The organism is Candidatus Nitrososphaera sp. 86-2, assembly GCF_056726185.1.
The window spans coordinates 1802078-1815647 of the sequence record NZ_JBWZON010000001.1; the positions used below are offsets into that span (position 1 = coordinate 1802078).

Annotated in this window: 16 protein-coding genes; 8 read left to right on the forward strand and 8 right to left on the reverse strand. The window is 48.8% G+C overall.

The features are described 5' to 3' along the window. The first annotated feature begins 176 nt into the window (after positions 1-176). Complete coding sequence (locus ACYOR7_RS10805) at positions 177-485, forward strand: hypothetical protein (RefSeq protein ID WP_479913930.1); 309 nt, start codon at positions 177-179, stop codon at positions 483-485. A gap of 94 nt (positions 486-579) precedes the next feature. Here ACYOR7_RS10805 and ACYOR7_RS10810 read toward each other — a convergent pair whose 3' ends face one another. Continuing rightward, complete coding sequence (locus ACYOR7_RS10810; protein ID WP_479913931.1) at positions 580-903, reverse strand: hypothetical protein; 324 nt, start codon at positions 901-903, stop codon at positions 580-582. Positions 904-1054: 151 nt separating this feature from the next. On the opposite strand from ACYOR7_RS10810, the gene ACYOR7_RS10815 reads away from it, so the two are divergent. Then, positions 1055-1369 carry a hypothetical protein gene (locus tag ACYOR7_RS10815; protein WP_479913932.1) on the forward strand — a complete coding sequence of 105 codons (315 nt, stop codon included), beginning with the start codon at positions 1055-1057 and terminating at the stop codon, positions 1367-1369. 562 nt (positions 1370-1931) lie between these two features. Here the strand turns inward: ACYOR7_RS10815 and ACYOR7_RS10820 are convergent. Continuing rightward, positions 1932-2129 carry a hypothetical protein gene (locus ACYOR7_RS10820; protein WP_479913933.1) on the reverse strand — a complete coding sequence of 66 codons (198 nt, stop codon included), beginning with the start codon at positions 2127-2129 and terminating at the stop codon, positions 1932-1934. A gap of 137 nt (positions 2130-2266) precedes the next feature. On the opposite strand from ACYOR7_RS10820, the gene ACYOR7_RS10825 reads away from it, so the two are divergent. The 4 genes from ACYOR7_RS10825 (at position 2267) to ACYOR7_RS10840 (ending at position 4509) form a co-directional block, all read left to right on the forward strand. Further along, positions 2267-2512, forward strand: a complete 246-nt coding sequence (locus ACYOR7_RS10825) for a hypothetical protein (protein ID WP_479913934.1) — start codon at positions 2267-2269, stop codon at positions 2510-2512. Between the two features lie 324 nt (positions 2513-2836). Continuing rightward, the gene (locus ACYOR7_RS10830; protein WP_479913935.1) at positions 2837-3232 is read left to right on the forward strand and encodes a hypothetical protein; all 396 of its coding nucleotides are present in this window, start codon (positions 2837-2839) and stop codon (positions 3230-3232) included. 192 nt (positions 3233-3424) lie between these two features. After that, positions 3425-3799, forward strand: coding sequence for a putative quinol monooxygenase (locus ACYOR7_RS10835; RefSeq protein WP_479913936.1), 375 nt, complete (start codon positions 3425-3427; stop codon positions 3797-3799). A gap of 233 nt (positions 3800-4032) precedes the next feature. Beyond that, complete coding sequence (locus tag ACYOR7_RS10840) at positions 4033-4509, forward strand: hypothetical protein (RefSeq protein ID WP_479913937.1); 477 nt, start codon at positions 4033-4035, stop codon at positions 4507-4509. 138 nt (positions 4510-4647) lie between these two features. Here ACYOR7_RS10840 and ACYOR7_RS10845 read toward each other — a convergent pair whose 3' ends face one another. Further along, positions 4648-5022, reverse strand: a complete 375-nt coding sequence (locus tag ACYOR7_RS10845) for a nitroreductase/quinone reductase family protein (RefSeq protein ID WP_479913938.1) — start codon at positions 5020-5022, stop codon at positions 4648-4650. A gap of 566 nt (positions 5023-5588) precedes the next feature. Here ACYOR7_RS10845 and ACYOR7_RS10850 point away from each other — a divergent pair. Further along, complete coding sequence (locus ACYOR7_RS10850; RefSeq protein WP_479913939.1) at positions 5589-6122, forward strand: hypothetical protein; 534 nt, start codon at positions 5589-5591, stop codon at positions 6120-6122. Positions 6123-6746: 624 nt separating this feature from the next. Here the strand turns inward: ACYOR7_RS10850 and ACYOR7_RS10855 are convergent. The 3 genes from ACYOR7_RS10855 to ACYOR7_RS10865 all read right to left on the reverse strand — a co-directional run bounded on the left by ACYOR7_RS10855 (position 6747) and on the right by ACYOR7_RS10865 (position 9867). Beyond that, positions 6747-7124, reverse strand: coding sequence for a C2H2-type zinc finger protein (locus ACYOR7_RS10855; RefSeq protein WP_479913940.1), 378 nt, complete (start codon positions 7122-7124; stop codon positions 6747-6749). Between the two features lie 71 nt (positions 7125-7195). After that, positions 7196-7528, reverse strand: coding sequence for a hypothetical protein (locus ACYOR7_RS10860; protein ID WP_479913941.1), 333 nt, complete (start codon positions 7526-7528; stop codon positions 7196-7198). Between the two features lie 137 nt (positions 7529-7665). Beyond that, entirely contained in the window at positions 7666-9867 is a 2202-nt protein-coding gene (locus tag ACYOR7_RS10865; protein WP_294806464.1) for an elongation factor EF-2, read from the reverse strand. 98 nt (positions 9868-9965) lie between these two features. Between ACYOR7_RS10865 and ACYOR7_RS10870 the strand changes: the two genes are divergently transcribed. After that, positions 9966-10799: a menaquinone biosynthesis family protein gene (locus ACYOR7_RS10870; RefSeq protein ID WP_294806467.1), complete on the forward strand. Its 834-nt coding sequence runs from the start codon at positions 9966-9968 to the stop codon at positions 10797-10799. A 25-nt stretch (positions 10800-10824) separates the two neighbouring features. Here ACYOR7_RS10870 and ACYOR7_RS10875 read toward each other — a convergent pair whose 3' ends face one another. Beyond that, entirely contained in the window at positions 10825-12270 is a 1446-nt protein-coding gene (locus tag ACYOR7_RS10875) for an ArsB/NhaD family transporter (protein WP_479913942.1), read from the reverse strand. Between the two features lie 98 nt (positions 12271-12368). After that, the gene (locus ACYOR7_RS10880) at positions 12369-13484 is read right to left on the reverse strand and encodes a radical SAM protein (protein ID WP_294806472.1); all 1116 of its coding nucleotides are present in this window, start codon (positions 13482-13484) and stop codon (positions 12369-12371) included. Between the last annotated feature and the right edge of the window lie 86 nt (positions 13485-13570).

A 13570-nucleotide genomic window follows, 5' to 3' on the forward strand; every position in this document is an offset into this window, starting at 1 on the left:
CAAAATCTGCAGGCCACCCTATTCCCTCTCCTCTTTTTTATTGATTGCAAACGGCACAATCTTTTATTGCCAGATTATTTTACTATCATCTTGAAAAAACTGGCAAAGAAATTGTTGTGTCAGTTTCAGTCTCTTTCATAAACAAGATTTGTCGATTATGTAGCATTATATTTGCGATGGGCAAAAGTCTGTACAGAAAGATGTCGTCGGAATCGCCTGAGAGTCTCGTACTACCATACGAAGACATCAATACCATTCAAGAAAGGATCAGCGGAGAGGTCTTTCCGGGCATCATCCTTGAACTTTGCGACAACTGCAATTGGTCATGCACATGCTTTAACGCAAGACGCATCATCGACTCGTGCCCGTTGTGTCAAGTTGATGTCTCTCACATCCCAATGACGTTGCAAGAGGTCTGCAGCATAAAGCACGATGACAAGCGCGGGATAATACTAGAGTTTAGCAGGCAAGATCCGCTCAGGTAGCACACACATATACATACACACGCCTCTTTGCTTTAATGGACGAAAACTCTTGCGCAGAAATCACGTGGTCTTTATGCCAGTGTAAACGCCGAAGTCATCGCAGCTCTTCCATGTCAGACGGCTCCAAGACAGACCGGAGCATGTACAGCATCTTTTTGATATATCCCTGCTTTGACGGCGTTTCAATCAACTTCTGCTGGTAAAAGTCAATCAGGTGAGAGATAAAGCACTTCATCTCCTCCTTGCTTTCCGGCAGGTTGGTGAGTATCGCAGAGTACCAATACTCAACCAGGGCATCTTCGCCGTATCTTTTTTCCAGCTCTACAAGAGCCGCAAAATTGGCGTGACATTTCCTGCACAAGCCGCCGTGGGCGTCTGCATATGAGCGTGTCGCAAAATGGCCACACCTTGTCTTCATAAGCACGCAAGAATTAAGCAAAATAGAGATATAAACGATAATTGGAGTTGAATTTATGCTGCAATCAGGAACGATTCACGCGAATTACGTGCGCAATCAAGACTCTTTTTAATCGCAATGCGGGTATAATAGCAGGTGATTATGGACAAAGATGTCCAACGTAGACTATAATGTAGAGTCGGGAAAGGGCTACCAAGAAGGCGCTTCAAAGTTCAAGCCCATAAAGGTCGAGATGAAGGTTTCAAACGTGAACAAGGATCAGGTCAACTACTGGATAAATGAGATCGCAAACCAATATGCGGATCTGGTCGTGACAAATGTCAATACCGGGAGCGACAGGATAGCTTTTGACATAGGCTCGCCAAGCATGAGCGACCTGACCGCCGAAGACATCAAGTTCAGGATGGAAGAATACCTGACCATGAACATACCGCCTTTTGAGCTCCAAGAGTTAAAGGTGCAATAGTAGCAGCGGCAAAAGCCATTCCCTTTTTACGGACTGGGAATGAAACGAGAGAAAATGTTGCCGCTGCGCATGTGATGCCTTTGCCTTTACGAAAAATAAGGGAAAGAAGAAAGAGTTGCCTTACTACTCGTTAGCTTCTTCTGTTATGGGCTACCACTAACATCTGTACTTCCTTGAACACGCAAGGCTGGAGTTTTGGATCATGAATTCTGCATACCGCAAAGTGCCATGCGGTCTCCAGCGCAAGGTAAGTAAAGACGAAGCCGATTATTGGATACGCCAGATTTTCCAACATTGGAAACTAATGCCTATGGACGCATATAAGATTATCTGAGCAAAAAAGACGCATTTGATAAGAAGAGTTATAAAATATCTTACATTTGTTAAGCTAGACAGGCGAGACTGGCAAATAGATTCTCGCATGTAAAACAGGCAACGGCAGCTTTAGACGGATTCAATATCCCGGGCCTGATCGTCAAGCGGGTCGATTTTCCTGACAGTTTTTCATATGCGACCGTACCCTCCTCGTTTCTAAAGTACACCGACAGAAAGGGCTTTTTGCTTATGCAGAGGGAGGCACCAGATTTCTGGTAAGCCTGACGGCAGGATCGACTCCAGAGCTGCACGAGTCGGGCCCGACGCCCCAATTATTGCCGGTGTCGGTAAAGGAAGTGACCATTGTCCACGGAGATCCATCGGCAGAATCCCTGTTTCCAAGCCACGGCTCCACAGTCGTCTGCGTGTTTGCGGCGTTGTTCATTATAATATACGTGAAAGGCACCGGCGCGTTCTTTGGAAACGTCTTTCCAAGTGAAAACTTGTCAGTATCCTAAACTCTGCGTCCAAATGCTTCAACACTCGGAGCTTTTATAGAGCACAACGAGGCGAATACGAATATTGAAAGGGAAAAAGTTGCCGTACGAAAAGGAAGGCGTCTATATCTTGGCACGCAGCGGCAAGAGCCCGGAATACCATATTGCAAAAATCATTAGCGAGGGCGAAACATCAAACCCAAGCTCGGTCGGAAACGCCAGTACAAAATGCCTGCGCTATTACAAGAGCCATGAATATTCCATCGCAGAGAAAGAACCTCCGCGCAGCGAGGTTTGCCGCAAGTGCCAATCAATGAGGCATAGCGGCTGAGAAAGCAGCAGAGTTGGCAGTGTGATTTTAGGGCATGAAAAGATGGAAAGAACCTAGATACAAAAAGAGAAAAGCATTCTTGCTTCTTGTCGATAAAAATGCCATTTAACCGAGTAATAAATAATCAAGATTCCTTTCTTTCAATTACGGCAAAAAGAGATAATTTTTATGAGATTCCAAATCTGTAAGATCTTGCAGATCTTTGCAAGATAGGTATACAATTAATAATTATTCTCTATATTTCATATACGCTATGATATCTGAAGCATAATTTTTGCAAAACTCTTTAATCCTTTTCAATACTAGATTAAATTGAGCAAAAATATGAAAGTTGAAAAAAGACAAACTGCAATGCTCGCAGCCATGGTGACTGTCGCACTTTTGAGCGCAATAGCAGTTCGTGGACTGGTATCATCATCTGGCGACAGTATCGCCGCAGCCGCACAAAAGCAGCCTGCGATTAAACTACAACCTAGTTCAGGCGCTCCCGGGAGTATCGTTAAGGTCATTGGTACTGACTTTAGCCCCAAAAGCCCTTTGAGCGTCAGCGTCGACAACAAGGAACTCCCGGCAAAAACCAAAGTAACTACAAAGGACGACGGTAGCTTTATGGCTACTCTAAAGATTCCAGACGACGCCAAAGACGGCAACCATCAGATAAAGGTTAGCGACGACAAAGGCAAGAGTGCGACAGCAGACTTTACTGTTGCCAAGAAGTAATAGCTGCGTCACTATGCTCAACGAGGGGGCAAATGGCCAAGCACCCTTCATTTTTTTATTATGACTTGCGTTACGAGCTTTAAGCACTCGCTCCGATATTTCCTACCCTACGTTATGACGTAGATAATGCGCGTACAAAGGCAAGTGAAAAAAGATTCTCTTTTTATCGACACAAGGAGAAAGAGAAGTGGTATGAAGAGCAGCAGCCAGATTCATTTCAGAGCAGAATTTACCATAGAAGAAGGAAGAACAGAAGAGTACAAGAAACTGGTACAGGAAATGAGCAGGGTGGTGCAAGCCAACGAGCCAGATACAATAGATTACCAGTTTTATCTGAACAGAGATGATGAAACAAAGTGTGTTGTACACGAAACGTACACAAACTCTGAGGCGGTACTTGCCCACAATGCTGGTGTTGCATCGCAAACAATACTTCCAAAGATTTCCAAGGTTGCGAGAATAAGCAAATTTGATGTTTATGGGAACCCTAACGATGAATTACGAAAAGTGCTGGCAAGTTTTAGCCCACAGATTTACAATCTGTTTGCCGGATTCAGTCGTCGTTGACAGTTCTTTCTTACATAGACTCCGTTATGCGTACTATCTTGGGCATGTCGCTCCATACGAAAACCGGGCATAAAAATCACGTTCTGTACATATCGCCTCTAGCGTCGTGTGAAGTATAGATGCCGGAAAGTTTTTCTGTTTTTATTTTAATGGAACACGCCGTTTTGACCGGCCCGAGAGTTATTTGTGAAATAATAAATGCTTTTTAAAGTTTCTTCTGTTGTTTATGAGCAATGTCTGAACTTGGCATAGCTGAATATTTTGGAATTGGAGAAGCGGTCGGAATAATGGCCACTTTTTTCATAACCCTCTATTATTCTAGAAAGGGAATACGCAACCTCCGAATAGACCTTGAGACAAAAGTCCTAAACGACCTTGATGACAAGCTGCATGGAGTAATTGAGACTATTGTTCACAAGCCAACCCTCGCCAGAGTAGTCGAAAAGGAGGGCACGGCGACCCAGTCTGAAGAGGTGGTGTTTTCGTACGCCATTTTGTACATGTGCTCCCACGCGTTTCACATGCGCCAGAGAAAGGTGCTTAGCGACAACGAATGGAACGGCTGGCTTCGATGGATGAGAACCGCCTTTGCGCAGGGGGCAATAAGAGAATACTGGAACAAGGACATAGACCCAAGGAATTGGTTCGATCCAGACTTTGAGGATTTTATCAACAACGAAATTATCGATAAGAAAAACAATGCAAAATGAATGAATCTAGAAGTATACGCTTCTCTCTATTGGATATGGCATCCCTCAAGTCACAGTAACACAGCGTCGCGGCTCTCTCGCTTCCAGCATGTTTGTCAAGTCGCCATCCTCTTTGATGATGGTTCATAGGGAGATCTGTCAGAGCTGGATTTCAACGGCTACATCTGTTTTTGGATAATACTTTTTTACATCTCCTTCGCCATATTTGGACTTGAATTTACTTACGACATCGTTAACCTTGCTGCTGGCAGTTATCGGTTGTCCTCTTGCAGATAATTCTTCTCCGCCGCTACGATTATTGCTTACAGAAATCTTTAACGTTGAATCTGCTAGAAGGTTCTTGTACCAGTTGGTGTTGGAACCCTGAACTGGAAGCAAATACAGAGTGCTACCTTCATGCACAAACCAGACCAGCCGAGATATATCCCTGCCTGATTTTCTTCCTTTGACGCTTAGTGTTATCTCGGAGGCTCTGTTCAGTTTCTGGCTAAGATCGGCTTCTTCTTTTACCATGACATACAAAGCTGCACATGTCAGAAAAGGGTTTCGAGCGCCCTGAAAAAAAGCGGCACAAAGTTCTGCGTAAACAGGAGGCTTGTCCTTACAGTGGAAGGGAATAAAACTAATCAGGATCTTGCGCGCATAATCTAATAATAAATGACCAGCAACACTTCACAATATTTTACCACTGTACCGCTGGTCATACCTGCATTCATTTTGATCATAGGATTGTATTTCGTTTTCTCTATAGCACCAGTGGATACTTTGATGTGAAGGTTCTCTCAAACATTTTTCAATGTATTTACCGTGATGCCGTTCTCAATAATCACCCTTGGCGGAGTGATAATCTCCTATGCCGTAAGGGAACGACAAATCCAAATAAAGAATACGACATTTGCCATGATTGATATCGGCGCAATCATCGTGCTAATGGGTTTGGGAATATTCATTTTCTATGTGGTGGACTAATCACTATCCAGAATAGTGACACAACCCTGAGCGCGAAAAAGGTTAGGTTATCTGACTGAAGAATATACTCATTAAAAAGTGCGACCGTATGATAAAGTGAATATACTTAGTTGAGCCTATCAGATTATGCACTAGTCGCAACAGGTATTGGCACAGCTGGTTTGGCGGTCGCGACCATCATTCAAGCCATTGCCACAAGACGACAGGTGCAAATCAGCCAGCATCAAATCGATTCTACAGTTAGACCTTGGCTCGGTGCATCGGATAAAGGACTTGAAAAAGAGCCGGGAGAGACAAAAATCAGATTCTTTTACATAAACTACGGACAGATGCCGGCATCAAGTGTCAAGGTCAGAGGCCTGATGTCAGAGGTAGAGATTACAAAGGACGAGCTAATCCACCAGGCAGCAGCCCAAGGTCAGGCTTCACTGGTCTTTCCCGGCGAAGAGAAATCATACTTTATGCGATACAGTATTGATGATGACAATGGTGACAATACAAGTGTTCAGGCGAAGGAGAAGCCGCCATACGTTGGATTTCTAATCGATTATGATTACGGTAGCAAGCATGGCAGGTATGGCGTGATCATTAAACTTGATCTGATTGAAGACGTCAACTCGATAGTCGACGAGTGGGCCGAATAATAGTTTATTGCGTTGACAGCCAGCTCTTGCGCAGTTGCGCATACCAGCCTTCTTTGATTAATCCGAGAATCCTTCAAGAACATGATTTAGCGACGCATTTAATCCGTATTGACTATTCTATTGTTACTGCGTATACACGACCGCGGGAATATGTACATACAGAACCGTCGTCATCTCGCATTATGAGGGCCTTCCAGCTCTCAGACATCAACAAGCGGTGAGAGCCCTCAATACTAATAAAAGAACACTAGAAACACGAGCTAGAAACACATTGCGACAAGTTAAAGGCTTATTGAATATGACAGATGTCTGATGCGACGACTAATGGTACCGGTTACTCTAACGCTAGCTATTGGTGGAGTTCTGGCGCTTGGCGCTATTGTCCTTCTAATAATGATCGAAGATTTGATCTAATTGGCCTGCACCTAGAGCTAGCTGCAGACAGGCACTTTTTCAGGTTAAACGGAACATGCAAAAGCGGCATAATGTTGGACATGGAAAGAGGATTCCCTTTTTACGTCCTGTCGATAAAAACATACTCTCCCCCCTCCTTTTTTGAGCATGGATTTGTGCCGCTTTTTGCCTATGCTATAGGATGATAGAGAATATGCATGCAGCCGGCCATTATTCTGCAATAGAGCCTGTGTAGTCTTTTATTCGGCGTACAAAGTCTGCGTCGTCGTTGTACCGCCCGTCGGGTATGTTCCGTACGGCATCGACAACTTCAAGCGGCAGCGATTCTTTGTTTTCCTCCACCTCCTTTACAATCTCGGCTTTTGTTTTTGGAAAGTTTATCCTGCCGCCAAATGCCTTCTGAATGACTTCGGTGGCAGTCACCATCCTCTTTTGCTCATGCATCGTGTCAACATGCTGCCTGAGAACATTCTGATCATCAAAAGTGTCGCCGCAGACCTTGCATATGAACCGGGTGGTATTCTGTTTTTCCGCCGGTCCCGTCCGCGTCTTTATCGTACGCGTCTCTGGTTTGTCTTCCTTTGCCATCAAAAAAAAGAGTGCTAGCAAATCATGAAATTACGGTTGCAGCTAGCTTCGTTTTTTCAGCGAGTGGCACTTCATCCTGCGGTTACGTTTCCTGTTGGCGGTGCGGTCATATTGCTGCCGGGTGAAGTTATGTTACCTGATGGTCCCATAGGTGGAGACGTAAGGTTTCCGGGCTGATTTGGATTCGTTTCCATGGCTGTTGGCAAGGTAGCGTTTCCTCCCTGAGTCATATTCCCTCCTTGTGTGGCATTTCCACTTGGGGTGGTTGCGTTTTGCGCAAATGCAGCCGGCGTCACTACTATAGCCGATGCGACTATTGCAAAACCCAGCACCAACAGGGAAATAGTAAATGCTGACATTATTGTCGTTCTTTTTCTTGATTTACTTCCCGTTAGACTTGACATTAACTCAGTTGTGCGGCCATGATTTTAAAGAGTTGAGCAAAAAAGACAGGTAATAATCATCATACGCACTCGCTTTAGATGCTTTTACACAAGAAGCGACACAAGTTTACGCACAAAAAGAGGTGGAATTCCCTTTTTTACTCCTTGTCGATGAATTCATCCGGTCCAGGCGGCTCGGGGTTGAGGCCCTTTCTCTTCCTCGTGTCGGCAACCAGATTCCTGAATATCGAGTTCGGGACTGGCGCCCATGTCTTGAAGAACGTTGTCCACATCGCCTTGCCTGCGGTTCCACCCCTCATGACTTCTGACAGGTCGAACGTCTCGGATGCCGGCACCTCGCCCTGTATGATGGCGATGATGCCCTTCTGCTCGACGTTGAGTAGCTTGCCGCGCTTGCTTGACAGCACGCTTGCGACGACGCCTATCTGTTCCTGTGGGCACTTGATCTCAATACCAAGTATCGGCTCCAAAAGCACCGGGTCGGCAATCAGTATCGAGCCGAGCATTGCCCTCCTTGTGGCCGGCATCAGCTGCGCAAGGCCCCTGTGTGCAGGGTCCTCGTGCGGGACAAAGTGGTGCAGGACAAACTTTACGCCCCTCACCTGCTCCTTTGCTATCGGGCCATTCTTTATCACATCGTCAAAGCCTGAACGGATAGAGTCCATAGATTCCTGTATGAACTGGACACCCTTGGTCTCGTCTACCATCATGTTGCCGGACGCGTCGATTGCAACGACGCTCCTTGATTCGTCGGTGCCCCAGCCCTTTTCCCTCAGGATCTTGGCCATCTCCTTCTTGTCCATGTCTTCCTTCAGCTTGCCCGTCCTGATGAGGTCGACAATGTCCTCTGGCAACGGCTCGACGCGCATGAATATCTTGTTGTGCTTGTTCGGAGACTTGCTCATTATGGGGCCGGCCTTTGCGCGGATTGTCTCGCGGTAGTTGATCAACGGTTGCGTAGTGACGATGTCAAGGCCCATTTCCTGCAGGAGCGACGTAGCGATTTCAAGGTGCAGGACACCCATTCCTGCCATCAAGGTCTCGCCGGATTCCTCGTTTATCTTGACTATCAGGTTCGGGTCCTCGACGGTGATCCTGCGCAGGCCCTCGACCAGTTTGGGCAGGTCCTTGGGGTGCTTTGGTTCCACCGCGATTGTGACGACAGGTTCAGAAACGTATTTGATAGATTCAAACGCGGTCGCCGTTTTGACGGTTGATATCGACTCGCCAGAGACTGCATAGTCGAGGCCGAGCAGCGCCGGTATGTTGCCTGCAGGAAGCACGCTCACCACTTCGCGGGTGTTGCCCATGTAGATGTTTACAGACTGCACCTTGCCCGGTCTCTTTGCGTCAATCAGATAGATTTCGTCGCCGTCCTTTATCGTGCCTGAATACAGGCGGCCTGTTGCAACCCTGCCTGCCTGCGGGTCGACGTTGATGGTAGTCACCATCATCATGGCCGGACCCTTTTCGTCGCAGTTCAAGAGCGCCTGGCCGATCTCAGAGTTGAGGTCGCCTGGCCAGATTTTCGGGATACGGTATTTCTGCGCCACGTGGGGCGGCGGGTGGTGCTCGACTACCATGCCAAGCACGGCGTCGTGCAAATGCGATTTCTCTGCAAGTGCCTTTATCTTGTCTGTGCCTTCCGACGTGTACGCTTCGTAGACGTCCTTAAAGCCGACGCCCAGCTTTTGCGCCATCTTGAAGTTAAAGCCCCAGCGGTCCTTTGCAGAACCAAAGGCGACGCTGTTGCCCTGTATCGAGACCTTCCACTTTTCCTTGTACTCCGGCTCGGCATAGAGGTCCACGAGCCTGTTGAAATCGGCAATGATGTTTGAAAGCCATTTTTGCATGGCAGGTCCGTCCAGCCTCAGCTCTTTTACGAGCCTGTCTATCTTGTTTATGTAAAGGACTGGCCTGACGCGCTCTTCGAGTGCCTGCCTCGTGACAGTCTCTGTCTGAGTCATGATGCCCTCGACAGAGTCAGAGACTACGACCACGCCGTCGATTGCGCGAAGCGCCCTCGTAACCCTGCCTGTAAAGTCGATGTGGCCGGGCGTGTCTATCATGTTGATGACGTAATCCTTGTTATCGTGTTCGTACAGCAGCGTCACGTTTGCGCCCCTGATGGTCATCTGCCTGTTCTGCTCCAGCTTCATAGAGTCGAGAGCAAGGGCCTGGCCGGCCACGGACGGTGCGATGATGCCGGACGCGGCAAGAAGGCTGTCGGACATGGTCGTCTTGCCGTGGTCGACGTGTGCAATGACACCGAAATTGCGTATCTGATCCTTATTACCGATGATTCTCAGGATTTCCTGAGTAGACTTGAACTTTGGCATACACTCAATTTTCAAAAATTTTGTTCGGGGACTATAAATGTTGCCTATATTTTTCACGGATATTCATTTAATAGTGGCGCAGGCTCCTTGCACGGGGGATGGAGATAACGCTCGGCCACACTCCTGACGCCGACGACGCGTTCATGTTCTACGGCTTTGCATGCGGCGGGGTAAGGTCCGGCAAGTTCAAGATAAAGCACGTCATCCAGGACATCGAGACTTTGAATAAGAGGGCCTTGGCGCACGAGCTTGACGTGACTGCAGTGTCGGCTCATGCCTATGCTTACTTGAAAGACTATGTCATATTGCGCGGTGGCGGCAGCTTTGGGTTAAAGTACGGTCCGGTGGTGATTGCAAGGAAAGACAAGGATTTGACTCTTGACAAGCTACAAGACGCCACAATAGCCATCCCAGGCAGGATGACTTCTGCCAACCTTTTGCTGAAACTTGCCCTGGGCAGGTTCAAGGAGAAAGAGATGTCGTTTGAGACGATTCCGCAGGCAGTACTGGCAGGTGAGGTCGATGCAGGGCTTGTCATACACGAGGCGCAGATAACCTACGACAAGACGAAATTTGCAGCTATAATGGAGCTTGGCCCATGGTGGGACGCGCAGACCGGTGGCCTTCCGGTCCCGCTTGGCATAAACGTGGCAAGCGCAAGGACGATGGACCGCGGACAGTTGAAGGAGTTCAGCGACCTTTTCGTAAAATCAATAGAGTATGGCCTTAACAACATCGATGCTTCCGTAGATTACGCAATGCAGTATTCCAGAGGCCAGCCAAGGGAGACGATAAAGAAATTCGTTCTGATGTACGTGAACGAAATAACCCGCGACATGGGTCCGGAAGGCAGAAAGGCGATTGAAAAGATGTTTTCGATGGCCCGCGAGCGCAAGATTCTAGAATCGGACGTCAAGGTCGACGTAGTCTAGATTTTTTTACGTAAAAAAAGAAGAACTAGCCGATCCTTAGCATCATATCCACAAACAGCACGACGCTTCCGACTGCCACCGTCATTATCATGAACGGAAAACCGACCCGCATAAAGCGGTTAAAGGACACCGCCTGACCGGCCTTTTCCGAAAGCCCGGTGGCTACGACTCCCGCGCTTGACCCTATCAGTGTGCCGTTGCCGCCCAGGCCCACCCCGAGCGAAAGGGCCCACCACAGCGGGCTTATCGCAAAGCTGCCAAACGCAGAGGCGATGCTTCCGTTCTGGTTCAGGACGTGTATCAGCGGGATCATGGTCGCAGCAAAGGGTATGTTGTCAACAAACGCGCTGGCAATCGCGGACATCCAGATTATCAAAAAGAACGTCATCGTGGGCTCGCCTCCCGTTATGCCAAGAGCAGTCTTTGCAAGGAGATCTATCATCCCGGCGTGCTCGGCGCCGCTAATGATTACAAAGAGCCCGGCAAAGAATATCAGAGTCGCCCAGTCCACGTCGTGGAACACCTTTTCCGGCTTGGCCCGCGTGGCCACCAGAAGCACACCCGCGCCTCCGAGCGCGATGAGCGACGGCTCTACGTGGAGGCTGCCGTGGACTACAAAGAGCGCAATGACTCCGGCAAGCACTATCATTGATTTTTTCATCACGCCCCTGTCGGTTATCAGCGACTTTTCGTCCTGCGCCATCAGCTCGTCGAGGTTCTGGGGCTTTTGCGCAAGGTCCTTTCGAAAGAGGAACTTTAGCATGAACAGCGACGCGACAAGCGATACGCCTATCGTGGGCCCCATGTGGAACAGAAACGCGTTAAAGTCTATGCCTGCGGCAGAGCCGATGAGTATGTTTGGAGGGTCGCCTATGAGAGTTGCAGTCCCGCCCACGTTTGAGGCAAGTACCTGGGCAAGTATGAACGGAACGGGGGAAAGCCGGAAAATTCTGAAAATGGAGATGGTTATGGGCACCATCAGGAGCACGGTCGTCACGTTGTCTATGAACATCGAGGTGACGGCCGTAAAGGCGCTCATCATGACGAGCAGCTTCCACATGTTGCCCTTTGACGCCTTGCTCATACGGATGGCAAGGTATTGAAAGACGCCCGTCTCGGCCATTATGGCCACGATTATCATCATGCCGAGCAAAAGGCCGATTGTGTTAAAGTCGATGGCTCTAGTCGCAAACTCGAAACTCTCGCCTGCCGTGATGAGCCCGGTCGATATTATTATGATGACTACTGCCGTGGCGCCGGCAAGCGCGATTGCAGTCCTGTGTACTATTTCAAACGAAAGCATCACGTACACGGACAGCAGCACTATCGACGTCAGCTTTAGCGGCAGGCTGATTGAAAGCCCCAAGGCATCCGGAACAATCAGGACTACTGCGGAGAGTATGGCGACGAGCGCAAGGCCGATTACGGTCTTTTTCTTGTGATGCGCGGCGCTTGCCTCAAGCAGAGCCAACCCCTATTCACTGCTCTCAGTGATATATAGCCATGATCAGATTTTCCGTAGTTTACAGATATGCAGGCACAGCTCTCTCTATCTCCCTCTATTGATAACTAGTCGAACCGGCGGATGATGTTGAAAAACGTGTCGCGCTGCGCCGGCTCACGCTTTATCTCGCGCACCATGCTCGCAAGCTCCTGCAATGACGTCCCGCTTGACTTGCCTGCAGCCTTGAATATCTCCTCCGAATAGGCGGTGCCCACCATATCGTTTCCGCCGTACGAGAGTGCCACCTGCGCTATCTTTTTGCCTAGCGCGACCCAGTACACCGAGAGGTTCTTTAGCGTGTTTCCAAGCAAGAGCCGCGACACCGCTATCACGCGCAGGTCGTAGGGCGAGGGACTCTCTGACTTTATCATCTCTTTCTGCTCAAGTTCAGTGTTTTCAAGGCTGAACTTGAGCGGGATAAACGTGGTAAAGCCGCCGGTTTTTTTGTGGAGCTCGCGTATCTTGATGACGTGGTCAACGACGTGCTCGGGTTTTTCAATGTGCCCAAAGAGCATCGTGCAGTTGCTCCGGATGCCAAGCTCGTGCGCCTGCCTTGCAGTGTCGAGCCACTCTTCGCCGGAGCACTTGCCTATCACTATTTTCCTGCGGGTGTCGGGGTGGAATATCTCGGCGCCTCCGCCGGGAAGCGCGTCAAGGCCAGCAGACTTTAGCCGCGAAAGCACTTCCTTTACCGAGTTGTGCGTCAGGCGCGCGATGAAAAACACCTCTGCAGGGGTGAGTGCCTTTATCATGACTTTTGGATGTTCGGCCTTGATGGCGCGCATCATGTTTTCATAGTACTCGAGCCCCAGCTTGGGGTGAAAGCCCCCCACGATGTGCAGTTCTGTGGCGCCCATCTGTTCTATCGCTATCTTGGCCCTTGCGACTATTTGCTCGGTAGAAAGCGTGTAGGCGTCTTCTTCATTGCCCTTGCGGTAGAACGCGCACAGCGGGCAGCTGGCGGCGCACACGTTTGTGTAATTCAGGTAGTAAGAAGATACAAAGGTCACGGTGCTCCCGCACAGGTCGCGGCGGAGCTTGTCTGCGGCCGCGCCGAGCAAGAAAAGGTTCTCCTCATTCATCAGCTGCACGCCGTCCTCGTAGGACAGCTCCTCTCCGGCAAGCGCCTTTTCGAGCGCCGGCGTCCCGCTGGCGTTGCCGACAGCGTCTATCGACTGCAACAGGGTAACTTTTGCCGTCAGGCCATTATAAATTTAGGCTCTTTCTCCAAATCATTAAATAGCATTGCAGGGACAAAACAGCCAGA